This is a genomic window from Streptomyces sp. NPDC107528 (assembly GCF_055639295.1).
Genome location: NZ_JBVKAV010000001.1, coordinates 155,767 through 181,109, shown reverse-complemented (window position 1 = coordinate 181,109; position 25,343 = coordinate 155,767). Strand labels below are relative to the sequence as shown.

At 69.8% G+C, this 25,343-nt stretch carries 22 protein-coding genes, 3 tRNA genes and 2 pseudogenes; 11 read left to right on the top strand and 16 right to left on the bottom strand.

Features of this window, described 5'->3' with window-relative positions; all coding sequences use genetic code 11:
* Nucleotides 1-148 precede the first annotated feature (148 nt).
* The 5 genes and pseudogenes from ACZ7L5_RS00770 to ACZ7L5_RS00750 all read right to left on the bottom strand — a co-directional run.
* Nucleotides 149-221: transfer RNA gene (locus ACZ7L5_RS00770), tRNA-Thr, on the bottom strand.
* A gap of 156 nt (nt 222-377) precedes the next feature.
* Nucleotides 378-448: transfer RNA gene (locus ACZ7L5_RS00765), tRNA-Gln, on the bottom strand.
* Nucleotides 449-450: 2 nt separating this feature from the next.
* Nucleotides 451-521 (bottom strand) — tRNA-His (locus ACZ7L5_RS00760).
* Between the two features lie 956 nt (nt 522-1,477).
* Nucleotides 1,478-3,250 (bottom strand): recombinase family protein, encoded by a 1,773-nt coding sequence (locus ACZ7L5_RS00755; protein ID WP_471513200.1) that lies wholly within the window; start codon nt 3,248-3,250, stop codon nt 1,478-1,480.
* 22 nt (nt 3,251-3,272) lie between these two features.
* A pseudogene (locus ACZ7L5_RS00750) lies at nt 3,273-3,374 on the bottom strand (LLM class F420-dependent oxidoreductase); the annotation flags it as partial.
* A gap of 243 nt (nt 3,375-3,617) precedes the next feature.
* On the opposite strand from ACZ7L5_RS00750, the gene ACZ7L5_RS00745 reads away from it, so the two are divergent.
* Nucleotides 3,618-3,785: a hypothetical protein gene (locus ACZ7L5_RS00745; protein WP_471513198.1), complete on the top strand. Its 168-nt coding sequence runs from the start codon at nt 3,618-3,620 to the stop codon at nt 3,783-3,785.
* A 354-nt stretch (nt 3,786-4,139) separates the two neighbouring features.
* Here the strand turns inward: ACZ7L5_RS00745 and ACZ7L5_RS00740 are convergent, their stop codons facing one another.
* From ACZ7L5_RS00740 to ACZ7L5_RS00725, 4 genes are all read right to left on the bottom strand, one after another.
* Entirely contained in the window at nt 4,140-4,601 is a 462-nt protein-coding gene (locus tag ACZ7L5_RS00740; protein WP_363031794.1) for a DUF6099 family protein, read from the bottom strand.
* A gap of 182 nt (nt 4,602-4,783) precedes the next feature.
* A complete protein-coding gene (locus ACZ7L5_RS00735) occupies nt 4,784-5,110 on the bottom strand; it encodes a nucleotide pyrophosphohydrolase (protein WP_471513196.1) in 327 nt (108 codons plus the stop codon).
* Nucleotides 5,107-6,366, bottom strand: coding sequence for an AAA family ATPase (locus tag ACZ7L5_RS00730; RefSeq protein WP_471513194.1), 1,260 nt, complete (start codon nt 6,364-6,366; stop codon nt 5,107-5,109). The genes ACZ7L5_RS00735 and ACZ7L5_RS00730 overlap by 4 nt, the downstream gene beginning before the upstream one ends.
* A gap of 101 nt (nt 6,367-6,467) precedes the next feature.
* Entirely contained in the window at nt 6,468-6,857 is a 390-nt protein-coding gene (locus ACZ7L5_RS00725; protein ID WP_063807332.1) for a cell division protein SepF, read from the bottom strand.
* 256 nt (nt 6,858-7,113) lie between these two features.
* Between ACZ7L5_RS00725 and ACZ7L5_RS00720 the strand changes: the two genes are divergently transcribed.
* Nucleotides 7,114-11,163 (top strand): molybdopterin-dependent oxidoreductase, encoded by a 4,050-nt coding sequence (locus tag ACZ7L5_RS00720; RefSeq protein WP_471513192.1) that lies wholly within the window; start codon nt 7,114-7,116, stop codon nt 11,161-11,163.
* A gap of 240 nt (nt 11,164-11,403) precedes the next feature.
* On the opposite strand, the gene ACZ7L5_RS00715 is transcribed toward ACZ7L5_RS00720, so the two are convergent.
* Nucleotides 11,404-11,922 (bottom strand): YceI family protein, encoded by a 519-nt coding sequence (locus ACZ7L5_RS00715; RefSeq protein WP_471513191.1) that lies wholly within the window; start codon nt 11,920-11,922, stop codon nt 11,404-11,406.
* A gap of 101 nt (nt 11,923-12,023) precedes the next feature.
* Between ACZ7L5_RS00715 and ACZ7L5_RS00710 the strand changes: the two genes are divergently transcribed.
* Both ACZ7L5_RS00710 and ACZ7L5_RS00705 read left to right on the top strand, forming a co-directional pair.
* Entirely contained in the window at nt 12,024-12,515 is a 492-nt protein-coding gene (locus ACZ7L5_RS00710; protein ID WP_471513190.1) for a MarR family winged helix-turn-helix transcriptional regulator, read from the top strand.
* 180 nt (nt 12,516-12,695) lie between these two features.
* Entirely contained in the window at nt 12,696-13,160 is a 465-nt protein-coding gene (locus tag ACZ7L5_RS00705; protein ID WP_471513188.1) for a DUF6174 domain-containing protein, read from the top strand.
* Nucleotides 13,161-13,211: 51 nt separating this feature from the next.
* Here the strand turns inward: ACZ7L5_RS00705 and ACZ7L5_RS00700 are convergent, their stop codons facing one another.
* From ACZ7L5_RS00700 to ACZ7L5_RS00685, 4 genes are all read right to left on the bottom strand, one after another.
* Entirely contained in the window at nt 13,212-14,003 is a 792-nt protein-coding gene (locus ACZ7L5_RS00700) for an ABC transporter permease (RefSeq protein WP_471513186.1), read from the bottom strand.
* Nucleotides 14,000-15,034 carry an ATP-binding cassette domain-containing protein gene (locus ACZ7L5_RS00695; RefSeq protein ID WP_471513185.1) on the bottom strand — a complete coding sequence of 345 codons (1,035 nt, stop codon included), beginning with the start codon at nt 15,032-15,034 and terminating at the stop codon, nt 14,000-14,002. The genes ACZ7L5_RS00700 and ACZ7L5_RS00695 overlap by 4 nt, the downstream gene beginning before the upstream one ends.
* Before the next feature lie 189 nt (nt 15,035-15,223).
* Complete coding sequence (locus tag ACZ7L5_RS00690; protein WP_471513183.1) at nt 15,224-16,072, bottom strand: DUF4097 family beta strand repeat-containing protein; 849 nt, start codon at nt 16,070-16,072, stop codon at nt 15,224-15,226.
* Nucleotides 16,073-16,160: 88 nt separating this feature from the next.
* Nucleotides 16,161-16,679 carry a hypothetical protein gene (locus tag ACZ7L5_RS00685; RefSeq protein ID WP_471513181.1) on the bottom strand — a complete coding sequence of 173 codons (519 nt, stop codon included), beginning with the start codon at nt 16,677-16,679 and terminating at the stop codon, nt 16,161-16,163.
* Between the two features lie 389 nt (nt 16,680-17,068).
* On the opposite strand from ACZ7L5_RS00685, the gene ACZ7L5_RS00680 reads away from it, so the two are divergent.
* On the top strand, nt 17,069-17,587 hold the full coding sequence (locus ACZ7L5_RS00680; RefSeq protein ID WP_471513179.1) for a GtrA domain-containing protein: 519 nt from the start codon (nt 17,069-17,071) through the stop codon (nt 17,585-17,587).
* A gap of 29 nt (nt 17,588-17,616) precedes the next feature.
* Here the strand turns inward: ACZ7L5_RS00680 and ACZ7L5_RS00675 are convergent, their stop codons facing one another.
* Nucleotides 17,617-18,438 carry an SDR family NAD(P)-dependent oxidoreductase gene (locus ACZ7L5_RS00675; RefSeq protein WP_471513178.1) on the bottom strand — a complete coding sequence of 274 codons (822 nt, stop codon included), beginning with the start codon at nt 18,436-18,438 and terminating at the stop codon, nt 17,617-17,619.
* A 128-nt stretch (nt 18,439-18,566) separates the two neighbouring features.
* Here ACZ7L5_RS00675 and ACZ7L5_RS00670 point away from each other — a divergent pair.
* The 6 genes and pseudogenes from ACZ7L5_RS00670 to ACZ7L5_RS00645 all read left to right on the top strand — a co-directional run.
* Nucleotides 18,567-18,662: pseudogene (locus tag ACZ7L5_RS00670) on the top strand (ANTAR domain-containing protein); the annotation flags it as partial.
* A gap of 228 nt (nt 18,663-18,890) precedes the next feature.
* The gene (locus ACZ7L5_RS00665) at nt 18,891-19,751 is read left to right on the top strand and encodes a DUF72 domain-containing protein (protein ID WP_471514461.1); all 861 of its coding nucleotides are present in this window, start codon (nt 18,891-18,893) and stop codon (nt 19,749-19,751) included.
* A 719-nt stretch (nt 19,752-20,470) separates the two neighbouring features.
* Nucleotides 20,471-21,166: a HemK2/MTQ2 family protein methyltransferase gene (locus tag ACZ7L5_RS00660; protein WP_471513176.1), complete on the top strand. Its 696-nt coding sequence runs from the start codon at nt 20,471-20,473 to the stop codon at nt 21,164-21,166.
* Nucleotides 21,150-21,398, top strand: coding sequence for a CDGSH iron-sulfur domain-containing protein (locus tag ACZ7L5_RS00655; protein WP_471513174.1), 249 nt, complete (start codon nt 21,150-21,152; stop codon nt 21,396-21,398). The genes ACZ7L5_RS00660 and ACZ7L5_RS00655 overlap by 17 nt, the downstream gene beginning before the upstream one ends.
* Nucleotides 21,395-22,471: an iron-containing redox enzyme family protein gene (locus ACZ7L5_RS00650; RefSeq protein WP_471513172.1), complete on the top strand. Its 1,077-nt coding sequence runs from the start codon at nt 21,395-21,397 to the stop codon at nt 22,469-22,471. The genes ACZ7L5_RS00655 and ACZ7L5_RS00650 overlap by 4 nt, the downstream gene beginning before the upstream one ends.
* The gene (locus tag ACZ7L5_RS00645) at nt 22,468-23,145 is read left to right on the top strand and encodes an HAD family hydrolase (RefSeq protein WP_471513170.1); all 678 of its coding nucleotides are present in this window, start codon (nt 22,468-22,470) and stop codon (nt 23,143-23,145) included. Before ACZ7L5_RS00650 ends, ACZ7L5_RS00645 begins: the two co-directional genes overlap by 4 nt.
* Nucleotides 23,146-23,298: 153 nt before the next feature.
* Here the strand turns inward: ACZ7L5_RS00645 and ACZ7L5_RS00640 are convergent, their stop codons facing one another.
* Nucleotides 23,299-25,335 carry a CocE/NonD family hydrolase gene (locus ACZ7L5_RS00640; RefSeq protein WP_471513168.1) on the bottom strand — a complete coding sequence of 679 codons (2,037 nt, stop codon included), beginning with the start codon at nt 25,333-25,335 and terminating at the stop codon, nt 23,299-23,301.
* Nucleotides 25,336-25,343: the final 8 nt, after the last annotated feature.

Here is a 25,343-nt window from a genome sequence, read left to right as displayed (position 1 = left end):
GGGAGCTACGGCTCCGTCGGCGCCGGACTCCCCGGAGAGGAGGTGGAAAGGTGGAACTCGTCGCCTTGGTAGTCGTGCTCGCAATCATCCTTGCGGTACGGCAGTGACCCGTCACAGAGCGGCCTCCTTCGGGAGGCCGTTCCCTTTGAGCCCCCGGCGCGACTTGAACGCGCGACTTCCGTCTTACGAGGACGGCGCTCTACCGACTGAGCTACGGAGGCAAGCCACCCACCGTCAGAGCCGACCTGACGTCGCGTGGGTGCGCGCCGATTCCTGCGGGCCACTGTCGTCCCGCCCACCTCGTCATAGGCGCCACGGTGGGTGTCGCCGTGATGTGCCCACAACGGCTGTGGGGCAGGGATCGTTCAGCGACTCTGCTCCTCACCTGGGATTCGAACCCGGACTACCCACTCCAGAGGCGGGCGTGCTGCCGTTACACCAGCGAGGAAGTCCCTTCGCCCGGAGTCGAACCGGGGTGTGCGCGACCACAGCGCGCCGCTCTACCACTGAGCTACGAAAGGTGCGTAACGAGCCGTCGCGGACGGGATTCGAACCCGCGATTCCACCCCTGGCCGCCAGGGCGTGTACTGCCTCACACCGCACGAGGCTCGTCGCGGGCGTCACGCGTTTGAGTGGGTGTCACCCCGCTACGCCCTCTGAACCGGGACAAGGGTCGCTGACTAAGCGTCCGTCCGGTGCAGCCGCTTCAGTGCCCCCTCAGTCGAGGGGGAGCCTCATCAGAGCTGTGATCTTGCTCCGCCCCTCCGTAGAGCGTTTCCGGCGCTTGCCGCTCAAGTACCGTTCCGGCGTCTCTCTGACTGCCTGCCGCCTGTACCTGGAGATCGCATGCCCCGGACACCAGCCGGCGACTTCCGGCGCCTCCCGGCACTCCGGGTCCCTACACGTCGGGCCTAGCTCGTCTGGTGTCTCCATGCTCCCTCGCTCCGGTCGCCGTGCGCCCTCTTACCGTAGTTATGGGGGAACGGGCGGATCATGTGACGTCAAGGGCCGACGTCGCTGCAACCGCGCTGCGACCCGGAGGAGAGTGCGGGGAGCGTCAGGAGCGACGTCGGCCAAGCAGGAGGGAGGCGGGGGCACCGCGCCACTCGCCGGCGCTCGCCACGTCCTCCCCCTACACCTTTGTTATGGGGGGCGCGTGACGCGGCTCGTCGGCCTCCGCGTCGTCCTGCGGCCGGACCGGTGGCCAGAGTGTCAAACTAACCCCCTATTTCTAACTCCTCTTAACGCGTCTTAGAGGGAGTTGAAAACAGGGGTTAGTTTGGCGTTTTGGTGTCAGTCTCGCCTTCGACGGGCACAACGGGTGACTTCAGAGCCCAAATTCGTCACTCGCTGGAGTTATCCACAGGTGCCTGTGGACGAGTTGGAGGTTGCATCGACGTCGACGCAGCGCCCAGCGACTCCCCCGGGGCGCTCAAACCGACACCGATGCGACCTCGATTCCGTTATCTGACCGTTACTAAACAGCCTCGTCGGTCTCTTCCTCCGCAGGTTTCGGCTTCGCCCAGTCGATCTCGATCCGTCCGTTCACTCGCTCCAACGCGGGTCCGCGTCGCGTTGTGTTGGCGTTGGCGGTGACGCTGTCGACGAAAAGGGACAGGAACGCGCGTTTGTCCTCGACGCTCCAGCGTTCCCAGAGCCCGCCCGGCGAGAACGGGTCGCCGTCGTCGGTGTCCGCGAACCACTCGTCGATGGGGAGGCGGGTAGAGGTTGTAGCGGCAGCCTTCAGCTCGTCGATACGGGCTGCACAACGCGCCTCGTGCTGCTGGTACTTGCGGATGGTGTCGCCGAACGCCTTACGGCCCGTAGGTCCCTCGTACAGCCCCGCCTTTCGGTCCTCGTAGAGCTCCTCCATGCTGTTCTGGACGTGCGCGAGCTGTGCCTCCTGCTCTGCGAGCTCTGCGGCTGCCTCAGGGTCCGCGCCCTGGACCGCGAACCGCTCCGCGGCTGCCGTCAGGAGGGCAACGTCCTCTTCGTCGTCAGGATCCAGTGAAGCGACCTTCGCCCAGAGCCGCGCCGCCACAACGTTGTTCGTGTCTTCCTGCCCGATCCGCACAACGTGCTTCGGGACGTCGCCAACGGTGCGCCGGAGATTGCAAACGTACGTTTGGCTGACGTTGCTGACGGTCATCCCTGAGCCGCACTTACCGCAACGGAGGACGCCCCATGATCCAAGGAACGTCATGGTCCCCGACCTGTCCATGTTCCGCTCGCGCTTGCGGCCGTCGAGTACCGCTTGCAGGTCGTACCACCGTTTCGGGTCGATGAAGCCAGTGTGTGGGCGAACCGGCTGCCCCTCGTCGTCGCGGAGGATCTCCCGGCGTTTCGTCTTCTGGTCAACGGGGCCAATGGCGAAGCCTGCGAGCCGCGGGTCCCGGAGGATGCGCCGGACGACCGTCGGCGACCATTCGCAATCCGCGGCGTCTTTCGCGCCGCTCTTGCGTCGAGTCTGCGCGGCAGCACGGCGCGCCTTTGCGGCCTCCTCGTCGAGGGAGCCCAGCGGAGTAGGTACGCCCTTCGCTGTCAGTTCGGTCGCGATGGCGTTTTCCTTGCTCCCCGATTCGACGGCCTCGATCATGTGCACTACGGCGTCGGCCGGCGTTGACTTGGGACCGATCTTGCCGCCGCTCTTCTCCCCGGGCTTTAGCAAGCGGACCGTAAGGCCATCCATCTGGACACTCTCCGCCTCAAATCCGTAGGGGACAGGGCCGGAGGTATGTGAGCCCTTCGACTGCAACGCCGCGAAAGCGTCGCGGATGAACTTGCTTTTGTTCTTGGACTCCTGATGCGCAAGCCCCGCGATAAGGGCGAAGAACGCAACGCCGAAGGGGTTGTCGTCCGACGTGTTGATGAACGGCTCTTGCGTCGATACGAGAGCGACGCCGTAGCTCGCCAACTCCTGCTGAATCCTCAGCGCTTCCGCGGCCCCCTGCCGCGTGAGTCGCGAGAGCATGTAGATCACGACGACATCAAACTTCCGCGCCCGAGCGTCCTCCATGAGGCGCTCGAAGTCGGGCCGGTAGACGTTGGGGTCGTATCCTGAAAGTCCTACGTCCTCGTAGTGCCCGACGTGGGACCATCGGTCCTGCGAGTTGATGTAGGCGATCCCCTTCTCTTTCTGCATCTGCGGGGATGCCTGACTGTCCGTCTCACTCTTGTGGCTCTGCCGGCCGTACGTAACTGCCCTGACCATGTCTGCGTGGTCCCTGTCCCCCAGGGCAATGAGCTCCATGGGTAGATACGGTACCGGTTCCGAAGAACGCGTCAAAGCCGAGATCCTCGGTGGCTTTCGCCACGGTGAGGAGGGTGTCGTAGGTGGCCCCCTGCTGGGGCTCGGTGAAGATGCGAAGATCCATGTCTCCATCCTGCACGCCGAGGCACCCGTCAACCGCGCGGGTCCCCCTGGCCCTCGCGTCCCCGGTCGGGTGAATTCCGTCAACGCCGGAGCCACCCCCTGCCCGGGCCAGTGACCGGCCCTCACGGTGATCGTTGGCTCGATCGGAGCCGGACCGCCCGGCCCTCGCGCCGGCCCCTGCCGGCCGGAGCGTCACCGTGTCGGCCCACTGCCACTGGGGGGCCGGAGGCCCGAGGAGGCCGTCATGTCCGAGGAATTCGCGCCACAGCAGACCACCGGCGACGCCGGCCGGCCCAAGGGGCTGCTGCAGCAGATGGAGGAGCTGATGGCAGCCCTGAACGCGGACCTGTCGGCCCTGGACGCGGACCTGCAGTCAACGGGGCCCCAGCGCCAGGACACCGACGCCGGCTGACCCTCCACCCCCGCCAGGGGGCGGAGCCCCCTGGACCCCCCTCGACCTGAACGGCTTCGTCCTCAAACGCCGGACGGGCTGAATGATGCCCGGACCGGCACCAACAAGTGACCGGCGAAGTGGCCGTGGTGGTGGCGCACCCCCGCGGCGCCGCAGTCGCCCACGGCGGCAAGGGGACGTGCCGGGGGGTGTCCGCCCGCAGTGGCCGGCGTCAAGAAACGGCACCATCCTGTCCGACCCCGACCGCCGGTCCTAGGACGGACACCCCCGGCACGGCCCTGACCCACCCACACCCGCAGGCGCTACGCGCACCCCCACCCGCCCCGCACAGGCCGCCGCAGGCATCCCGCAGACCTACCCCGCCGCAGGCAACCCCTCCCGATCCGCCAGCCTGCGCAGCATCTCCCGCACCCGATCCCGAGACTCATCCGCCGCGTCGATCGCCTCCATGCACTGCCAGTACGTCGTCTCGTCATCCGCCGCGCTGGCCATACCCACCAAAGCGATCCCCACCTCACCCAACAGGCTGCCCAGATGCATCAGCGACTGCCGCGCATCGCCCAACTCCGTGAGCTGGGCCGCGCGTAAGTCACCCTCCGCAAGGTCCGGTACCTCCAGCACCCCACACCCACGCCCCGCCAGCTCGGTCAACCCCAGCGCCTCGCCCCGCAGTTCAGGTGGCCCGAACACCGCCAGCCGGCTGCCGATCGCCTGCGCCAGGGCCTGCGCCTGCCACACCTCGGTCAAGATCTCCGGCGCGCCCTCGCTCCCGGCCAGCGCCCGCCTGCTCGTCACGATCAGCCGCACCGCGTCCATACGCAGTCCCCGTCTGTCCCGACGCGCTGCCCACGCGCCGCCCGAACTCCCTTGTCCACTACCCAGAGTGAAGGCCCTTGAGACGAAAAGCCAGAGGAAGACGGAAATCTGCGGACAACTTTTCAGCTACAACCAAGCAAACGAACACGCAGAGTGAAAACGGACCGAGACCCTCCCCGCCTCTACGGCTTCGGAAACCTCCGCTCGTTCCGATCGATCTTCGCGTCCAAAGCCGCCAACGGATCGATCCCGAGCACCTCGCACAGCTGCAACAGATAGGCGAGCACGTCCGCCACCTCATCGGTCACCCGCCCCGCGGTCTCCGCGTCGCCCATGACCCGAGCCGACTCCTCGGGCGTCAGCCACTGGAAGATCTCGACGAGTTCGGACGCCTCCACACTGAGCGCGGCGACGAGGTTCTTCGGCGTGTGGTACGGCTGCCAGTCGCGCGCGGCAGCGAACTCGGCCAGCCGGCGCTGCAGCTGGGCCACATCAAGAGGTTCGGTCACGGCTTCAGGTGTACCACCGTCACACCACCCACCCCCGACACCCCCACCGACCCCGGCACCGCTCCCGCACCCGCACCCGCACCCGCCACCACACCCGCCAAGTCACTCACAGCCCCCACCACCCGAATATGCCCCCGCTCACACATCCGCGCAGCAAGCCCCACCAACTCCCCTCGCTGCACCGGATCCAGCCCCCGATCGAGCCCGTCCACCACCACACTCAACGTCTGCATCGCCGCAGGCACCTCCCCCACCGGATCGACCTCCAGCACCCCCGGCCCGGTCAGCAGCACCAGCGACAGCGCGAGATACCGCAGCTCACCGTCCCCCAACCGCCGGAGCTCCGTGCGAACCCCGTCCCCCCGGTCGAGCACCCCCCGTACCGTCCCGTCCCCCAGCATCTCGGCGGCCACATCGGCCACCGCCCCGGCACACCCCGCCCGTACCGCGCCCACAAGCTGCGCATGCCGCCGCGCGCACTCGGCACGAGTCCGCCAGAGCACATCGGCAAGGTTGTCGCAGCCCCTGAGCAGCCGCCCGGAACCAACCGGCACAGGACCCCGCATCCGATCGGGCCGAGGGTCGCATGCGAACACCGACCGCAACGCCACGACCATCTGCTCGGCGGCGGCCAGCACCCGCCGCTGCCCCTCCGTCTTCCCGGCCACCCGCAGCGGTACCAGCGCGGTACCGAGCCGGTCGTCGGGCAGCGGCGCCCGTGTCACCGGCGACTGACCCGCCGTATGCCAGGCGGCCTGCACACAACGCCGACTCGGATCCCGCAGGGCAGTCTCCAGCAGGACGACCCCGTCCGCGCTCAACCGCTCTCCCACGATGCGCAGTTCGGGCTCGGCCTGCACGGCGACGTCGAGTCGAACCGGCCCCTCGGGACCGTCGGCGGTACAGCCGATCCGGAAGCCCCGCCGCTGCTGCACATCGGGCCGGGCCCGCTCGGGCACGCAGGCCACGGGATCGGGGAACACCTCGCCGACCTCGGCACCCCCACCGAGCCGAGCGAGCGCCTCGTAGGCCCGCAACGCGGTCGTCTTCCCGCACCCACTCGGACCGGCCAGGACCGTGAACGCCCCGAGCGGCAGCGCGACCCGCCGGTGCCGGGCGAACGCGGAGAGCCGTAGCTCGGTCAGATGGGGCCGGCCGGAACACCCGCCGCCCGCGCCATCCACCCGCCGCCCCTGCGCGGGGACGGACACGACACCGGAAACCGACGACACGGACGATGCAGAGGAGACAGTCATGCCCGGACCGTAGGCCCGCTACCGCAAGACGAACCGTTCCACCTCGGCACCCTTCCTACGATCGAGCGACCACCGCAGGCCCGCCCCCCCTCACGCACCCCTCACGTACCGGGAACCCCCGCCCCCTCCATCAACCCGCTGACCTCGGTCCCGGGCGGCGTGAGCAGGAACACGTTCCGGTCCACCCGATGCATTCCGCTCGCCAGGCCGAAGACGACCCCGGTGCTGAAGTCCAGCACCCGCTTGGCCACCTCCGTCTCGGCCCCCGTCAGATCGAGCAGCACCGGAATCCCCGCCATCAGCGTCTCGGCGACGTCGCGGGCGTCCGCGAACACATTGACCCGCAGGACGACGAACCGGCGACGCGGTTCCGTCGCCGCTTCCGGAGGCACCCGGTGGTCCACCGCGGACGGCCAGGCGTCCCGGCCCCGCAACGGCACGACCTGGGCGAGCCCTTCCCACTGTTCATCGGTGACGTCGTGGCTGTTCACCGGCTCCCCCCGCCTTGACTCGCCTTCAATGCCTGCACCAGCCAATTCTTACGCCAAGTCACCCGTTCGGCCCAACACCGACACGGTCCGCGAGCCCCTTGCGCGCATCACGACTCCTCCCGTCGCGCCCCCTCACAGCTCGCCCGGGCCGCCTGTGTGGCCTACGTAACTCCTCATGATCAAGGGATGTGACATCGACGTAACGGGCAATTCGTACGCTCCAGACATCACCCCGACCGCCGGAGAAGGGCAGCACGTGACCGAGACCACCCCCACGACTCAGGTCCGGACGGTCTGCACGTACTGCGGGGTCGGCTGCGGAATCCTGCTGGACGTCGGAATGGGGCCGGACGGACGGCGTACGGTCCTGAAGGCTTCCGGCGACAAGGCGCACCCGGCGAACGCGGGCCGGCTGTGCACGAAGGGCGCGACCACGGCCGATATGCTCGCCGCGCCCGGGCGGCTGACCACGGCGCTGGTCAGGGACGACCGGGGCGAGGAGCCGGTGCCGTCCCCCATGGCCGACGCGATCTCCGAGACCGCCCGGCGGCTGCGCACGATCATCGACGAGCACGGGCCCGACGCGGTCGCCTTCTACGTCTCCGGGCAGATGAGCATGGAGGCGCAGTACCTGGCGAACAAGCTGGCCAAGGGGTTCGTAGGGACGAACCAGATCGAGTCGAACTCCCGGCTGTGCATGGCCAGTGCGGGCATGGGCTACAAGCTGTCCCTCGGCGCCGACGGGCCGCCCGGGTCGTACGAGGACTTCGACAGGGCGGACACCTTCCTGGTCATCGGCTCGAACATGGCCGACTGCCACCCGATCCTCTTCCTGCGCATGATGGAGCGGGTCAAGGCGGGCGCCAAGCTCATCGTCGTCGACCCCCGGCGTACCGCCACCGCCGCCAAGGCCGACCTCTACCTCCAGCTCAAGCCGGGCACCGACCTGGCCCTCCTCAACGGCCTGCTGCATCTGCTCGTCGAGAACGGCCACACCGACCCCGGCTTCATCGCCGCGCACACCGACGGCTGGGAGGAGCTGCCCGCCTTCCTCGCCGACTACCCGCCGGCCGCCGTCGCCGAGATCACCGGACTCGCCGAGGACGACCTACGTACCGCCGCCCGGCTGATCGGTGAGGCGGGCGAGTGGATGAGCTGCTGGACGATGGGCCTGAACCAGTCCACGCGCGGCACCTGGAACACGAACGCCCTGGTCAACCTGCATCTCGCCACCGGCGCCATCTGCCGTCCGGGCTCCGGCCCCTTCTCGCTCACCGGCCAGCCCAACGCCATGGGCGGCCGCGAGATGGGCTACATGGGGCCGGGGCTGCCCGGCCAGCGGTCGGTCCTCGTCGACTCCGAGCGGGACTTCGTCGAGGAGCTGTGGGAGCTGCCGCCGGGCACCCTGCGCGCCGACGGGGTCGGCAAGGGGACCGTCGAGATGTTCCAGAGGATGGCCGACCGGGAGATCAAGGCCTGCTGGATCATCTGCACCAATCCCGTCGCCTCCGTCGCCAATCGCCGTACCGTCATCGAGGGGCTGGAGGCCGCCGAGTTCGTCGTCACGCAGGACGTCTTCACCGACACCGAGACCAACGCGTACGCGGACGTCGTGCTGCCCGGCGCCATGTGGACCGAGGGCGAGGGTGTCTTCGTCAACAGTGAGCGCAATCTGACCCTGACCCGGCCCGTCGCCGACCCGCCCGGCGAGGCGATGGCGGACTGGCGGATCATCGCGGCCGTCGCGTGTGCGATGGGGTACGAGAAGGGGTTCTCGTACGACAGTGCCGAGGACGTCTTCGAGGAGATACGGCGGGCCTGGAACCCGGTGACCGGCTGGGATCTGCGCGGGGTGACGTACGAGCGGCTGCGGGCCACGCCCGTGCAGTGGCCGGCCGCCGCCCCGGACGGGCCGCACCGCAATCCGATCCGGTACGTCGACCCGGACGGCGGGCTGCGGTTCCCCACCGCGAGCGGGCGAGCCGCGTTCCACGCCCGGCCGCACATGCCGGCCGCCGAGATGCCGGACGACGACTACCCCTTCGTACTGAACACGGGGCGCGTTCAGCACCAGTGGCACACGCTGACCAAGACCGGCAAGGTCGCCAAGCTCAACAAGCTGAACCCGGGGCCGTTCGTGGAACTGCATCCGGCGGATGCGCGCGAGTTGGGGATCGCCGACGGGGATCAGGTGGAGGTCGCCTCGCGGCGTGGGCGGGCCGTGCTGCCGGCGGTGGTGACCGAGCGGGTGCTGCCGGGGTGCTGTTTCGCGCCGTTCCACTGGAACGACCTGTTCGGGGAGTATCTGAGCGTCAACGCGGTGACGAGCGACGCGGTGGATCCGATCTCCTTCCAACCGGAGTTCAAGGTGTGTGCCGTCTCCCTGGCACGGGTCGCGGCTCCCATGACGGCGCCCGAGCCGGCGGTTCCGGTCGTGCCGGCCCTGACGCCGACAGCCGTCACCCCTGGCACATCCGCCCCCTTCGACCCCTTCGGTCTGGAACCCGCTCCGCCGCCCGTCCTGTCCGCGCAGGAACGCCTCTACCTCACGGGGTTCCTCGCCGGCCTCGACTCCGGCGCGCCTGGGGTGCCCGTACTCCCGCCGGACGCCCCCTTCAGCCCCGAACACGCGTTGTGGGTCAACGGCGTCCTGGCCGGCATGTACTCCCGCACGGCGTCGCAGCCGCGTACGCCGCGGGGCCGGGAGGTCGTCGTGCTGTGGGCCTCGCAGACCGGGAACGCCGAGGAGTTCGCCACCGCCACCGCCGAGCGGCTGGGCGCGGCCGGGCACCGGGCCACTCTGGTCGGCATGGACGAGGCCGATGTCCGCGCCCTCGCCCGCACGGCCGACCTGCTCTTCATCACCAGCACGTTCGGCGACGGCGACGCGCCCGACAACGGAGCCGGCCTCTGGGGCACCCTGTCCGAGGACGAGGCTCCGCGGCTGGACGGGGTGCGGTACGCCGTGCTCGCCTTCGGGGACTCGTCGTACGACGACTTCTGCGGGCACGGGCGCCGGCTCGACACCCGGCTGGGCGAGCTGGGCGCGGTGGCCCTGGCCCCCCGCACGGACTGCGAACCGGATTACGAGCCGTCCGCCGGCGCATGGCTCGACCAGGTCCTCACGGCGCTCGGCGGGACGGACGCCCCCGCCGTCGAGAAGCCGAAGGCCGAGCCGAACGCCGGGCGCAAGCCCGCCCCCACCACCGCCCGCCTGGTCGGCAACCGGCTGCTCAGCCGACCCGGCGGCGGCAAGGAGGTGCGGCGCTTCACCTGCGACACGAGCGGCACCTCGCTGACGTACGAGGCGGGCGACGCGCTCGGCGTGCGGCCGGTCAACTCGTCCGCGTTGGTGGAGGAGTGGCTGGCCGTGACCGGAGTGGGCGCCTCAACTCCCATTCAGGTGCACGGCGTTGGCGAAGCCTCCTTCGCAGAGTCCTTGTACCGGCACCTCGACATCACGCGGATCACCCCGGACCTGCTCCGTTTCGTCGCCGAACGTGTCCGCGACGACCGGGAGTTGCGGCGGCTGCTGCGACCCGACAACAAGGACGCCCTGGCGCAGTGGAGTTGGGGGCGGCAGGCCGTGGACGTCATCGCCGAGCACCCCGTGCGGGCGGACGCCGAGGAGTGGGCCGGGGTGCTGAGGAAGCTCCAGCCGCGCCTGTACTCCATATCGTCGAGCCCACTCGTCGACCCGCACCTCGTTTCGCTCACCGTCTCCGTCGTCCGGTACGAGAACCTGCACGGCCGACCGCGCGGCGGTGTCTGCTCGCCCTTCCTGGCCGACGCCGAGCCGGACACCGAGGTGCCGGTCTTCGTGCAGGCGTCCCCGCACTTCCGCCCGCCCGCGGACGCCTCGACGCCGATGGTGATGGTCGGCCCGGGCACCGGTGTCGCGCCGTTCGTCGGCTTCCTCCAGGAGCGGCGCGCGCTCGGGCACCGGGCGCCCAACTGGCTGTTCTTCGGCGAGCAGCACCGGGCGAGCGATTTCTACTACGAGGACGAGCTGACCGCGCTGCTCGACGAGGGCACCCTCGCCCGCCTCGACACCGCGTTCTCCCGCGACCAGCGCAACAAGGTGTACGTCCAGGACCGGATGCGCGAACACGGCCCCGAGCTGTGGCGCTGGCTGCAGGACGGCGCCCACTTCTACGTCTGCGGTGACGCCTCCCGCATGGCCAAGGACGTGGACCGGGCCCTGCGGGACATCGCGGTCGCGCACGGCGGCCTGGAGGAGGCGGAGGCGTCGGCGTACGTGAAGCAGCTGGCGGCGGCGAAGCGTTACGTCCGGGACGTGTACTGACCCTGCCACCGGGGCCCGTTGCCCTTCTCACCCGCCTCACACCGCCTCCGCCCGGCGGCCCCGCTGCGGGTCCTGACCCGGCGCCCGGGGCGGATCGCGGCGGCCACGGGGACGCCTCCGCTGCACCTGCGGGTGACGTCGGTGCGGTGGGCGGCCCCACCGTTCTCCCCCGCCGTCCGGGCGTACGGATCCGGCTGCGGGCCTTCACGGCCGTACCGCAGACGCCGTCGAGCGCCGACGTCAGGCCGCGGCCGTCCGCGTGAAGCGGAGCGTGGTGGCGATCGTCGTGAGGCCGCGCATCATGCCGAGCTGGTTCCAGCTCATGCCGAAGTGCTCGCGGTCCACGGAGAACTCGGCGTCCAGGGTGAGCGACCCGTCGTCGGCGCCGACGAGACGGCCGGTGAAGGAACTGGGCCGGCTGATGCCGCGGACGGTGAGCCGGCCGACCACGTGCACGCCGTCGCCGTCGCGGAGCTCGGCGCTGCGGACCGCGAAGGTGATCTCGGGGTGGTTGGCGGCATCGAGGAAGTCGGCCGAGCGCAGATGCTCGTCGCGCTTGGCGTTGCGGGTGTCCAGGGAGGCGGCGTCCAGGGTGATCGTGCCTACGGCGGAGCCGTCGGGCCGCACCTCGCCGTTGCCGGTGACGGCGGCGAAGGCGCCCTTCACGGTGACCAGGCCCCAGAACGTCTTGTGCCGGACGGCGACGGTGGAGGTGGTGCTGTCGAGCTGCCAGGTTCCGGTTTCGACGGCGACGGTCATGATCTCACTCCTGAATCCGTATGAATCCGTAGTCCAAATTTGGATGACCTCACGCACGCTAGCCGATACTCCAAAATTGAACAACAGCTACACTCGAATCCATGGCCGCCATCCCCGACATCCCCGACTGCCCCTCCGCCTCCGGTGACGGACTCCTGCCCGCCGAGCTGCACGCCTGGATGCTGATGCTGGCCGCGACGGGGGCCGTCGAGCAGGAGCTGCGTGCCGTCGTCAAGGAGCGGCTGGACGTCTCGCACGACGAGTTCCTGGTCCTGTGCCTGCTCGCCGCGGGCCCCGGGGAAGCCCTGCGCATGACGCGGATCGCCGAGCTCCTGGGCCGGCCCAAGACCCGGCTCACCTACCAGATCGCCTGCCTCCAGCACGCCGGCCTCGTCACCCGCAAATCGGTGTGCGGCGACAAGCGGGGCGTCGAGGTCGCCCTCACCGAGAAGGCCCGGGGCCTGCTCAAGGAAGCCTCCGGGGTCCTCGCCGAGACGGTCAAGGAAGCGCTGGCCCGGTTCATGGGCCCCACCCAGCGCGAGGCGATGTGCGCGCTGATGCCCGACTTCGCCGCGGAGGCGACGCCGGAGTAGCCCGCGGGCGGCGGCCGAGCCGTCGCCGGGCACCTCCGACCGGCCCGCACTCGTCGTACGCCGCGGCAGAGTGGCTCAACGCCGGGGATGGCGAGTTGGGAGTCCGGCTGCCTCCACGCGCCGAACGTTCCTCAGAGGGCGGGCGTCATAGCGGTAGCCGCCTTCGAAGGGACTGCCGCCATGACCGCCGTATCCCGGTCCACCCGTGCCGTGTTCATTGCCTCAATGATCGGAGGGCTGCTCTGCGCGGTCGCCGCGTGCGGCGCCGAGACGGCGAAGAGCACGTCGGCTCACAGTCGGTCCGACTGGCAGGAGCCCTCCGCCTACACCTACACGCTCCGCTCCAGCGAGGGGGAACGGGCCTTGATCGGCACCTTCCGGATAACCGTCCGCGACGGCGCCGTGGTCAAGGCGGTCGGCCTGGACGACAGCGGGCGACGCGTGGCGCAGGACATCCCCGACGCGGTGCCCACCCTGGGGGAACTCCTGGCGGAGCTGGAGCAGGCACGGCGGGACGACGCGGACGTGGCCGAGGCGGAGTACGCCTCCGGAGGGCACCCGGTGCGGATCTCGCTGGACTGGGAGAAGGACGCGATCGATGACGAGGCGGTCTATGTCATCAGCGCCTATCAGCAGCTCGGGTGAGGCCGCCGGTCCCGGGGTGGTGAAAGGTCTTGCCCGTGAGCGGCTTGCCGCCTACTTCGGGTCGCGGTTGAACACCGACTTGGACCAGACGTAGCCGAGCGCGGCCAGCCCGACGCACCAGGCCACGGCCAGCCACCCGTTGTGGCCGATCTCGTTCCCCAGCAGCAGCCCACGCAGGGTCTCGATGGCCGGCGTGAACGGCTGGTACTCGGCGATCGGCTGGAACCAGCCCGGCATCGCATCGACCGGGACGAAGGTGCTGGAGATGAGCGGCAGGAAGATCAGCGGCAAGGCGTTGTTGCTGGCGGCCTCGGCGTTCGGGCTGATCAGGCCCATGCCGACCGCGATCCAGGTGAGTGCCGTGGCGAAGAGCACGAGCAGTGCGAACGCCGCGAGCCATTCCAGGACGGTGGCGTCGGTGGAACGGAACCCGATGGTGACGGCGACGGCGCCCACGAGGACCACGCTGAGGATCGACTGCAGCACGCTGCCGATCACGTGTCCGATGATCACGGAGCCGCGGTGGATGGCCATCGTGCGGAAGCGGGCGATGATGCCCTCGGTCATGTCGTTGGACACGGACACCGCGGTGCCGATCGTGGTACTGCCGATGGTCATCAGCACCAGGCCCGGAGTGAGATACGCGATGTACGCGGAGCGGTCGGCACCGCCCCCGCCGATGCCTGCGCTCATCACATCCCCGAAGACGTAGACGAAGAGCAACAGCATCATGATCGGGGTGAGCAGCAGGTTCAGGGTGAGCGACGGGTAGCGGCGCGCGTGCAGGAGGTTGCGGCGCAGCATGGTGGAAGAGTCGCGTACGGCGAGGGAGAGGGAGCTCATCGGACGTTCTCCTTGCGCTGGTTGGACTGGTTGGGCTGGTTGGGCTGGTTGGTCTGGGCCGGCGCATTGCCGCCGGTCAGGGCGAAGAAGACGTCGTCGAGGTCCGGGGTGTGCACGGTGAGTTCGTCGGCCTCGATGCCGGCGGCGTCGAGCCAGTCGAGGATCGAGCGCAGCTCGCGCTGACTGCCGTCGCTCGGGATCTGCAGCGACAGTGCCTCGTCGTCCCGGGTGGCCTCACCCAGGGCGGAGGCGGCCGACTGGTACGCCGCCGGGTCGGAGAAGCGCAGCCGGACGTGTCCACCCGGGATGAGCCGCTTCAGCTCCTCGGCAGTGCCCTCGGCGGCGATCTTCCCGTCGTTGAGCACGGCGATACGGTCGGCGAGTTCGTCGGCCTCCTCCAGGTACTGCGTGGTGAGGAAGACAGTCACCCCGCCGGAGACGAGCTCGCGGATGATCTGCCACATGTTGTGCCGGGCACGTGGGTCGAGACCGGTCGTCGGCTCGTCGAGGAAGATGATCCGCGGGTTGCCGACCAGGGTCATGGCGATGTCGAGGCGCCGCTTCATGCCACCGGAGTAGCTCTGAGCCGGCCTCCTGGCGGCCTCGGTGAGGTCGAAGCGCTCCAGCAACTCGGCGGCGACGCGCCGCCCTTCGCGCTTGGACAGGTGGTGCAGGTCCGCCATCAGGAGCATGTTCTCCTCGCCGGTGATCAGGCCGTCGACGGCGGAGAACTGCCCGGTCACGCCGATCGCGGCACGCACGGCCTGCGGGTCGGCGGCGAGGTCGTGACCCGCGACCTGCGCCTGCCCGCCGTCGGCGGTGATGAGGGTGGACAGAATCTTCACGGCCGTGGTCTTGCCGGCGCCGTTCGGGCCGAGCAACGCGAACACGGAGCCGACCGGGACCGCGAGGTCGAGGCCGTCGAGGACGGTCTTGTCGCCGTACGACTTGCGCAGGCCGACGGCAGAGACTGCGGCAGGTGACGGATGACCGTCGCACCGCCTGGACGTGGGCATGACAGATGAAGGCATGGGGCCCTCCGTTGAAGGCTGAGGTGAAAGCTGATGTGAAGGCTGGTATGCGGAGCTGAAGTGCGCGGTCCTGAAGTGGCGTTGCTGCAGTACGTGTTGCTGCAGTACGTGTTGCTGAGTGCGTGCTGCTGAAGTGCGTGCTGCTGAAGTGCGCGGCAGACCGGGCCGGTTGGGCAGGGGGTGCGGCGCTCAGACCTTCGCGCGGCGGATGTCGATGTTCCCCCAGTTGGTCCGCGCGTGAACCTTGACGGTGTCGTCGGTCTGCTCCGGCGCCTCGGACTCGGCGAGCGTGTTGCGCACCTGCCCACGGTTGGAGCTGACATCGAGCCAGGCGGCGGTGCCCTCGCGGATTCCGATCTCGATGATGCCGTTGGAGGTCTCCAACTGGACTTCGCCGCGGGCGACTTCGGCGACGCGCAGGTAGCCGTTGGTCGCGGTGCCGGTGACCGACGCCTCGGCGCGCGCGATGTCGATGCCGCCGTTGGCACCGCTCAGCCGCAGCTCGCCGGTCACGGCGCCGACGGTCGTGGTGCCGTGCGAGTTCTTCAGGACGGCAGGGCCGTCGATGGTGCCGACGCGCACGTTGCCCGTGTTGCTGGTGATCTCGGCCATGCCCTCGATCCGGTCCACGGTGATCGAACCGTGCGACGCGGTCAGCTTCACCGGGCCGGTCGTGTCGAGGCGGACGTCGCCGACCGAGGTCTTCACACGGACCTCGCCGAGCCGGCCCACGCCGAGCACCTGGGTCCAGGCGCCGGTCGTGTCGACGTGCGAGCCCGCGGGCAGTTCGACGGTCACGTCGACCACGCCGGTGCGGCCGAGGCCGAACAGATTGGCCTTGGGCGTCCTGAGGGTCAGTACGCCGCTCACGTACGTGACCTCGGTCTGGTCCGCCGTCCGCACGTCCGGGTCCCTCTTCGGGTCGCGCGGCTGCACCTCCACGACGGTGTCGAGGCGGTCGCCCGCGATGAACTGGATGGAACCGGCCTCCACGCGAGCCGTGACCGAGATCGCTTCGGGAGTGTCGAAAGAAGGCATGGCTGTCCCGTCCTCTTGAGTCCTTGGGCCGTCCCCGCTGGTGGGACGTGGTGTGGCTGAAGTGGTTCGGTTCGGAGGCGGGGCGCGGTCAGCGCACCCAGCCCGTGAAGCTCTGCCCGAGGGTCTTGGCCTTCTCCGGCGTACGCGGCCGGGTGCCGCCGTCGACGGCGGCCGACACGGCGCGCACCAGCCACGCGTTGACCGACAGCCCCTCGCGACTCGCAGCCTCCTCCGCGCGGGCCTTGAGGTGGGCCGGCAGACGCAGGTTCACGCGCGCGGTGCCGCCCTCATCGCCGTCGACCGGGGCCGAGGCCTTGAACGTTTCGACGGGCGCGGCCGGCTCGGCGGGGACGTCGCCGTAGTTGGGCGGCGGTGTCACCACGAAGTCGGGGTCGAGCCCGCGCAGCCGTACGTCGACCGAGCCCGGGGCGAGGTCGCGGGTGATCTCGTCCATCGCGGCCGAGAGCACATTGAGCATGGTCAGGCGGGTCGCCGACTCCAGCGGAGCGGTCAGCCGCTCCGCCAGCTCGCGAGCTTCTTCGCCACCGGCTTCGGCGGCCACCGCGAGTTCGCGGCGGAGAGTGTCGACATACGGCGTGAGGTCCATGCCGTCATAGTGGCACCACTTTGGCGCCATGCGCAAGCGCCTTGGCGGCAACGCACGCCCGCCTGGCTCACCTCATGGCACCACGCGACCCCCGGACACCGCCGGACCAGCCAAACCCCGGGACCGACCGACACATGACCGGGCCCGCCACCCCAGACTCAGCCCATCTCCCACCGAGGCCGCAACCTCACACACAACCCCAGGGGCCAGCCCCTCAGGCACGACGGGCGGGGCACGCACCACCGTGACACCCCCGACGACACGGAGGGGCCATAAATAACCCCCTAATGGCGCCATCCGTGTGCCATTATGGCACCACAGGGGGCACTCCTCGGTCTCGCAGCCGAGGGGTGCGCGTTTCGCGGAATGAGCCAGCAAGGGGTCGGACCATGGAGACAGCACAGAGACAACAGCAGGCGGCGCCCGGCGTCTTCACCGCCTTCGCCCGCTTCGTGTTCTGCGGCGGCGGGGTGGGGCTCGCCTCCAGCTTCGCCGTGGTGGCCCTCGCCTGCTGGCTTCCCTGGGTCTTCGCCAATGCGCTGATCACCGTGGTCTCCACGCTCCTCGCCACCGAGCTGCACGCCCGCTTCACCTTCGCCGCGGGTGGGCGCGCGACCTGGCGTCAGCATGCGCAGTCGGCGGGGTCCGCGGCGGCCGCGTACGTGGTGACCTGCGTGGCGATGCTCGTCCTGCACCAGTTGGTGGCGGCGCCCGGTGCGGTGCTGGAGCAGGTCGTCTACCTGTCCGCCTCCGCACTCGCCGGCGTCGCACGGTTCGCGGCACTGCGCCTCGTCGTCTTCACCCGGAACCGTTCTCAGGCCACCGCCAGCACCGTCCAACCCGTGCCCACGACCGTGGCCCACGCCTCGACCCCGGCCGACACTGCGGTGCTCTGCTACGCCGCCTGACGGTTACCCGGGCTCCTCTCCGAGGAGTGTCAGGAGAACTCGTCGCGGCGGGGCGCGACACGGAAGTCGAACGCGAGCGTCCCGGGATCAATGGCCGTCGCCCCGCCATCGACGGTGAGCACGGCGCCATTGACATACGACGCGGCCGGGGAGAGCAGCCAGCAGATCGCCTCCGCGATCTCACGCGGCTCACCCGGCCGGCCCAGGGGCAGGAGTCTGGTCACCTCCTCATAGGCGCTCGCCACTCCGTCTCCTGGCAGGTCCGCTTCCGCGGCGAAGTGGGCCATGCGCCGGTCGGCCATCTCGCTCCGTACCCAGCTCGGACACACGATGTTGGCCCGCACCCCCTGACGCCCGTAATCGACGGCGACGGAACGGCAGAGCTGGAGGAGGGCTGCCTTGGACGTGGCGTACGGGGCGTTGCTGGTGCCGTTGCGCAGCGCGGACACCGAAGCGACAGCGACCACCGAACCGCCCGCCTCCAGCAAGTGCGGGATCGCTGCGCGCAGAAGCAGCAGCGGGCCGGTGACATTGGTGCGCATCACCTCGTCCCAGTCCTCCAACGACAGGTCGCCCACGGTTCCACCGCGCCCGATGCCCGCATTGAGCACAAGTCCGTCGAGTCGTCCATGGGCGTCCAGGGCTGCTCGGACGAGACCGTCGGCGGCTTCGGGGTCCCCCACATCGGACGGGTATGCGAGGGCCCCGGTCTCCTGTTCGAGACGCCGCAACGGTTCGCTCCTCCGACCGGAGACGATCACGTCGTGACCTCCCTCGCGCAGCAGGCGTACGGCGGCCTCTCCAATGCCTGTACCGCCACCGGTCACGATGACAACTCGCTTTTCCGTCACTGCTGTTCTGGCTCCTTCGGGATCACAAGGTGATCCGAGCCTAGAACCTACTGATCCATTGCTGACGGCTTTCAGGCAGCCGTCGACATCCACGCACGACAGCCTGCTGTTTCCCGCGGGCCATCAGCGTGGTGCTCGCCGTCGGGCAGCTCCCAGCAGCCGAGGCATGGGACATGCTGCGCAAGGTCTCGATGCACACCAACATCAAGCTCCGGCACGTCGCCGAACTGCTGGTTGAGTGGGGTCGATCCGGCGAGTTGGCCGCGGAGATCCGCGTCGAACTGGACCGCCAACTCCGCTTGCGTAGTACATGGACCTCGCGAGCAACTCTTCTCGCGGCTGGACGAGGAGACATGCCCCGGCAAGAGTCAGGGGTGGACGTGGAGGGGGGTCAAGCCGGCGCCATGCGGCACCGCACGGGCAGACTCGTGTCCCGTGGGTACCGGTCTCCCATGGGCGACATCCTCGTGGGCACGTGCTCGTGGACCGATCCGGCACTGGTGCGCAGCGGCTGGTATCCGGCCGGGCAGCGCGATGCCGAGGGGCGACTGCGGTACTACGCAGAGCGGTTTCCTGTCGTCGAGGCCGACGCGTCGTACTACGCCCTGCCTCAGGAACGGGTCAGCCGGATGTGGGTGGGGCGCACGCCGGGCGGATTCACCTTCGACGTAAAGGCGTTCTCATTGCTGACCGGGCACACCACGCGCGAGGCGATGATGCCGGGCGGGCTGCCGGCCGACGCGCAGGACGACGGCGTGCTCGACGAAGTGTGGTCGCGATTCGCCGAGGGAGTAGGGCCGTTGCGGCGGGCCGGACGACTCGGCAGCGTGCTGTTCCAGTTCCCTCCGTGGCTGCGGCCCGGAGCCCGGGCCGAGCGGATCCTGGCGCAGACCGCGCGACGTACGGCCGGCTGGCCGGTCGCTGTGGAATTCCGGCATCCCGGCTGGTGGCGTGAGGGGCAGGCCGAGTTGACGTGCGCCCTGCTCGCGGACCACGGCATGGCCGCCGTCGCCGTCGACATGGTCCAGGGCCTGCCCTCTTCCCTGCCGCCCGTCGCACCCGTGACTACGTCGCGGCTGGCCGTCGTGCGGTTCCACGGACGCAGCGCTTCTTGGGGGCGGGGGAGCAAGGAGGACCGCTTCCGGTACGCGTACTCCCAAGACGAACTCGCTTCGTGGCCACCCCGGTTGCGCGAACTGGCCGGGCAGGCGGAGCGGGTCCACGTGCTGTTCAACAACTGTTGCGGTGACGCCTCGGTGCGGGCCGCCGAACAAATGAACCGCCTGCTGCGCGAGAGCCACTGGCGTGCGTGATCGGCGACAGCTCGGAGAGGAACCGCCTCCGTGTCGGTCACCGCGGTCACCAAGCACACGGTGAGCCCGGAGTCCGCGTCGGGCAGCAGGTACACGCACGCCGGGATGATCGCTCTCTGGCGGCGCCCGTCAGTGTCTCGCTACCAAGCCGGCGCTGAGTCTTCCCGTCGTCGGCGACGGTCGGCCGGTCGGCGTGGTGAGCATCGGCGACCTTGCCAAGGAGCGCGACCCGGATCTGCACTTGCGGACATCAGCAGGGCCGCGCCCGGCCCGAGTAAGGGCGCCGTCTCGCCTTGAGCCTCGTCGCTTGCCGGAAGGGCCTCCCTCGGCCTGGCAGCCCCGCGTGCTCGGCGCTGCTCCGCCACACTCACCTGTGTCATGTGGCCGCCTTCTGCCCGCCACACGGCGAGCACCGATCGGTGCCGACGAGACTCCCGAGCCAAGCAGGACTGAGTCAAGGTCGGCGGAAAGATCTCTTGTCGACAGATGTCGGCACCTCTCACCAGTCCAGCGTCTGCCTGCGAAGGCCGCCATCCGGGCCGCCTTCGCCGCGGTTCAGCTGTCGTCATCGGGGCACTCCTACTTGTCGGCGCACTCCTGTCGCCGTACGTGCATGGTGCGTCACGCCGCGCTCCAAGTGGCCGATCGTGGCGTAGCGACGCAAGGTGAGAGGACGGTCCGGTTCTGATCTCCGTGATCCCCAGTGTGGTGAGCACCGCATGACGACACAGCCCAGGGCGGGGCACGCAGCACAACTGCCCCACCGACGCCGTCTGCTGGCGCCTCGAGGCGTGTACACGCCCGACGACGACACCGCGCTCCTGATGCAGGCCCTCGACCACGAGGCCCTCGACCCACGCGCCGCCGTGCTGGACCTGGGCACCGGCTCGGGGGCGCTGGCCCTCGCCGCGGCCCGGTACGGGGCGCGGGTGACCGCGGTCGACATCTCGTGGCGGGCGGTGTGGACGACGCGCCTGAACGCTCTGCTCAACGGTGCCGCCGTCACTGTTCGGCACCGCGACCTCGGCGCGGTACCTGACCTCGGCACGTTCGACCTGGCCCTGAGCAATCCGCCCTATGTGCCCTCGCCGGGGTCTGTGCCTCCGCGCGGCACCGCGGTGGCCTGGGAGGGCGGGCGCTCCGGTCGTACGGTCGTCGACCAGGTCTGCGTCGCCGCGGCACGGGCCCTGCGCCCCGGCGGCGCGCTGTTGATGGTCCACTCCGCGCTGTGCGGCGAGGACGAGACCCTGGAGCGCCTCGACGGACTCGGCATGAAGGCGGCGGTGATCGACCGGGCCTTCGTGCCGTTCGGCCCGGTGATGCGCGCACGCCGGCACTGGCTCTGCGCCCAGGGGCTGCTCGACGAGGAAGCGACGAGGGAAGAGCTGGTGGTCATCCGTGCCGAACTCCTCTGAACGCCCGCGTCGCATCAGGGTCGACCGTGAGGGCCCTCTGCTGGTGGAGGGCCCGGTCGAGGTGACCGACGGCGATGGCGTGGTGCACGAGTCGCGCCGCTTCCAGGTCGCGATCTGCACGTGCCGACGAAGCCGTACCTTCCCCTGGTGCGACACCAACCACCGCCGCAAAGCAGCACGGGAATCCACCGCGCCCCGACGGTCGGACCGCGCCGAAGGTGAGGAGACATGACGACTGTGCACCCGAGGGCTGATTCACGGCCGTCGGAATCCCGCGCCCGACAGCCCGAACTCCCTTTTCCGCGAGGAGAGTTGTCCAGTCGGGTGATCGCCGCACTGCGCGGCGGCCTCCTTCCCGGCGCCCCGACGCAGCAGCGCCAAACCACCGCCGCCGATCCGTACGGCGAAGACCTCCAACTCACCCTGTACGTGCTCTACGAGCTCCACTACCAGGGGTTTCAGGGCGTCGATCCTGAACTGGAGTGGGATCCGGGCCTGCTGGCACTGCGACGCCGGCTTGAGGAACGCTTCCTCACCTCGCTGCGCACCGACGCGGCGCCGCTGACGGACGCCGCCCAGGCGCTGGCCGACCTGCAGATCGAGCCCGTCGGTCACCAGGCCACCAGCGTGAGCCACTACCTCGAACGCGACGGCAGCACAGAGCAGTTCAGGGAGTACGCCGCTCTGCGCTCCCTCTACCATCTCAAGGAAGCCGACCCCCACGCCTGGGTCATCCCGCGCCTGCACGGCCGGGCCAAGGCCGCGATGGTGGCCATCGAGTACGACGAGTTCGGGGCCGGCCGCGCCGAGGACATTCACGCCGACCTGTTCGCGGACCTGATGAATGACCTCGACCTGGAGACCGTCTACGGCCACTACCTCGACGCCGCCCCGGCGGCCGCCCTCGCCACGGTCAATCTCATGTCACTGTTCGGTCTGCACCGAAGCCTGCGCGGCGCCCTGGTGGGCCATTTCGCGACGGTCGAGATCACGTCGTCGCCCGGCTCGCGCCGGCTGGCCAACGCCCTGCGGCGACTGGGCGCAGGCGCGGCGGCCCAGCGGTTCTACGACGAGCATGTGGAAGCCGACGCGGTGCACGAACAGGTGGTGCGCCACGAGGTCGTCGACGGCCTGCTGCACGCCGAGCCCTACCTCGACGGCGACGTCGCCTTCGGCGTGAGCGCCACCGGTCTCCTCGAAGGCCGCCTCGGCGAACACCTGTTGACCCGGTGGCGCCAGGGCCGGAGCGCGCTGCTGCGCCCCCTGCAGGACACGGACACACCGCCGCAAGGAGAAACACCGTGAGTACGCACGCTGCCGTCTTCGACGTGGACGGCACACTCGTGGACACCAATCACCTGCACACGGTGTGCTGGTGGGAGGCGTTGCGCCAGGCAGGCCACCGCGTCTCCATGACATCGGTGCACGGCGCCATCGGGCTCGGCTCGAGCGACCTGCTGGAGCACTTGTTGGGCCAGGGCCGGAACCGGGACGAGGACTCCGCCATCAGCGCCGGCCACAAAGCCCTGTACGGCACCTGGCACGAGCGCCTCACCCCCTTCGACGGTGCCCGCGATCTCCTGCGGCGACTGCACGCGGACGGTCGCCCCGTCGTGCTCGCCACCTCGGCGAGCGGGCCTGAACTCAAGGCGCTCAGAAGGGCGATCGACGCGGACGAGGCGATCACCGAGACCGCGAGCGCCGACGACGTGGACGCGGGGAAACCCGCACCCGATCCGGTCCGGCACGCCCTGGATCTGGTGGGAGCCCAGGCCCGCGGCAGCGTCTTCGTCGGCGACTCGGTCTGGGACATGCGGGCAGGGCGACGCGCGGGCGTCCACACCATCGCCGTACTGAGCGGCGGAGTGTGCCGCGCCGAACTGGAGGCCGCAGGGGCTGCGGAGGTGTACACGGACACGGCCGACCTGCTGAGAAACCTCGACGGCAGCGCGCTCGGAGGGGCTGAGGCGTCGGCCTGAACAGATCCGCCAGGGTCAGCCTCTTCAGTGCTCCCGCCTGCCGGCCGTGAGACGCGCGACCGCAGGCTCCGCCCCCTGGGCCGCTCACGGCCGCGCCCCGGGCCCCGTCAGACGTGGCCGTTCAGATTCGGCGCCTTGCTCCCCGACCCCCGCTCACAGGAGGTCGCGTGGTACGGACTCGTTCCATGTCCGGGAGAAGACCCGCCGTCGCCCCTCGTACGCATCCAGCGTCGCCGACACATGAAAATCCTGCTCGTCGCAGGAGAGTTCGGTGTGGGTGACGATCTCCGTGTCCCAGTCATCCCGGTGGAAACGCATGGTCCACGTGGACTCTCCGGTCGCGGAGGTGAAGTCGTCGGCCACGACGCCGTACCGCTCGACCGCCCGACGCCCCACCTCGAGGTCGATGTCGTCGAAGCGGACCGTCCCGGCGTCCTTGACGATCTCCAAGGCGGACCCGTACGTGACCAGTTCGCGGCGTACCTCCCACCGCTGCTCCGGCGGGGTCACCCGCGTGGTGGGAAGCGCAGGGGTCCCCTCGGGCGGGCCGAACGGGTCCGCCTCGGACGGCGTGGCGTCGTGGTCCTGCATCGGGCGAACCGGCAGGGCCAGCGTGCTGGTGCCTTCATGGACACCCAGCAGGACGGGCCGCGGCGGCGGCCAGGCGAGCGGCCAGTAGGAGGTCGACAAGGACAGACGGATCCGATGGCCCGCGGGAAACGCCTGGGCGACGCTGTTGAGGTGCACACTGGCGCGATACCGACGACCCGGTTCCAGCACCGTCGGTTCGTCGCCGCCATCGCGGCGGTTCAGGTTCAGCAGGCCGTACGTGACGCGGGTCGCGCGTCCGTCGGGGGCCACGTCGGAGAGGCGGGCCGCCACCATCGCGACCGGTTCCGTGGCCGAGACCTCCAGATCCACCCGGGGCGAGCCGAGGATCTCCAGCGTCTCCGGCAGTGGCTCCGTCTCGAAGACCAGGGAGCCACCGTCCTCCTCGCGCTGGTCGTAGGGCAGGTCCGGCGGGGCGTTGTAGGAGGCCCACTTTCCGGCGAACTGGCCCACGGACAGCGGCGATTGCACCGTCAGCACGCCACGCGGGGCGCCGTTGTCGCTCCCCGGCGACCCGATGCGGTGCCGGGTGAGCGGGTGGACGCGTTCCTGTACGTGGGGCGAGGGCCACGACGGCTCGGCGACCCAGCGACCCGGCCGCTCGGCGTAGGACGTGGAGGGAGGCACGCTCTCCTGCATCCAGGTGCGCAGCATGGGCCCGTCCATCACCCCGTTCTCCGCGCCCTTGAGCCAGTGGTCCCACCAGCGTACGAGCTCCTGCAAATACCCGATGGCGGGGCCCGGCTCGCCCAGGTGCGGGAACTTGTGCGACCACGGCCCGATCAGCCCCTTGCGGGGCACGTCGAGGTGCGCGAGCAGGCGGGTGACCGCGTTGGAGTAGCCGTCGGCCCATCCGCTGGAGGCCAGCACAGGGCACCGGACGGCCGCGTAGTCCTCGCAGACCGAGGCGTGCCGCCAGTAGTCGTCACGGCGCTGATGACGCAGCCATTCCAGTACCCAGGGGCGGGTGCGCTCCAGGCGTTCGTGCCACATGTCGCGCCACCGGCCACCGACCACCTCCGGGTCGGGCGGGCAGGTGCCGTAGGCGAACATGGTGCCCGCTTCGGCCAGGCTGTCGGAGAGGAGCGCTCCGCCCATGTAGTGCATGTCGTCGGCGTAGCGGTCGTCGGTGAAGGAGGCGATGGCGATCGCCTTGAGCGACGGCGGGCGGCGCGCGGCGACCTGGAGCGCGGCGAACGCGCCCCAGGAAATGCCCATCATGCCCGTGCCACCGTCGCACCAGGGGCGCTCCGCGACCCAGGCCAGGACCTCTTCGGCGTCCTGCTGCTCCCGCTCCAGGTACTCATCGGTCAGGACGCCCTCGGAGTCGCCGGTGCCGCGCAGATCGACGCGGACGCACGCGTACCCGTGTCCGGCGAGGTAGGGGTGGTGGACGGAGTCACGCACCGAGGACAGGTCGCGTTTACGGTAGGGGATGTACTCCAGCACCGCCGGTACAGGCTGCCCGTCGCTGGAGACGGGGCGCCAGATGTGGGCGGACAGGTGCACGCCGTCGGACATCGGGATGCGGACGTGGGCTTCCTCGCGGACCTTGTGCGGGAGATCGGTCACGGTGCGCATAGAGGCGT

Excerpts from the sequence above, each read along its gene's own strand:
- ACZ7L5_RS00755 (WP_471513200.1), bottom strand. The coding sequence starts at position 3,250 with ATGGAGCTCATTGCCCTGGGGGACAGGGACCACGCAGACATGGTCAGG.
- ACZ7L5_RS00745 (WP_471513198.1), top strand. The coding sequence starts at position 3,618 with ATGTCCGAGGAATTCGCGCCACAGCAGACCACCGGCGACGCCGGCCGG.
- ACZ7L5_RS00740 (WP_363031794.1), bottom strand. The coding sequence starts at position 4,601 with ATGGACGCGGTGCGGCTGATCGTGACGAGCAGGCGGGCGCTGGCCGGG.
- ACZ7L5_RS00730 (WP_471513194.1), bottom strand. The coding sequence starts at position 6,366 with ATGACTGTCTCCTCTGCATCGTCCGTGTCGTCGGTTTCCGGTGTCGTG.
- ACZ7L5_RS00715 (WP_471513191.1), bottom strand. The coding sequence starts at position 11,922 with ATGACCGTCGCCGTCGAAACCGGAACCTGGCAGCTCGACAGCACCACC.
- ACZ7L5_RS00710 (WP_471513190.1), top strand. The coding sequence starts at position 12,024 with ATGGCCGCCATCCCCGACATCCCCGACTGCCCCTCCGCCTCCGGTGAC.
- ACZ7L5_RS00705 (WP_471513188.1), top strand. The coding sequence starts at position 12,696 with ATGACCGCCGTATCCCGGTCCACCCGTGCCGTGTTCATTGCCTCAATG.
- ACZ7L5_RS00700 (WP_471513186.1), bottom strand. The coding sequence starts at position 14,003 with ATGAGCTCCCTCTCCCTCGCCGTACGCGACTCTTCCACCATGCTGCGC.
- ACZ7L5_RS00695 (WP_471513185.1), bottom strand. The coding sequence starts at position 15,034 with ATGCCTTCATCTGTCATGCCCACGTCCAGGCGGTGCGACGGTCATCCG.
- ACZ7L5_RS00690 (WP_471513183.1), bottom strand. The coding sequence starts at position 16,072 with ATGCCTTCTTTCGACACTCCCGAAGCGATCTCGGTCACGGCTCGCGTG.
- ACZ7L5_RS00685 (WP_471513181.1), bottom strand. The coding sequence starts at position 16,679 with ATGGACCTCACGCCGTATGTCGACACTCTCCGCCGCGAACTCGCGGTG.
- ACZ7L5_RS00680 (WP_471513179.1), top strand. The coding sequence starts at position 17,069 with ATGGAGACAGCACAGAGACAACAGCAGGCGGCGCCCGGCGTCTTCACC.
- ACZ7L5_RS00665 (WP_471514461.1), top strand. The coding sequence starts at position 18,891 with ATGGGCGACATCCTCGTGGGCACGTGCTCGTGGACCGATCCGGCACTG.
- ACZ7L5_RS00660 (WP_471513176.1), top strand. The coding sequence starts at position 20,471 with ATGACGACACAGCCCAGGGCGGGGCACGCAGCACAACTGCCCCACCGA.
- ACZ7L5_RS00650 (WP_471513172.1), top strand. The coding sequence starts at position 21,395 with ATGACGACTGTGCACCCGAGGGCTGATTCACGGCCGTCGGAATCCCGC.
- ACZ7L5_RS00640 (WP_471513168.1), bottom strand. The coding sequence starts at position 25,335 with ATGCGCACCGTGACCGATCTCCCGCACAAGGTCCGCGAGGAAGCCCAC.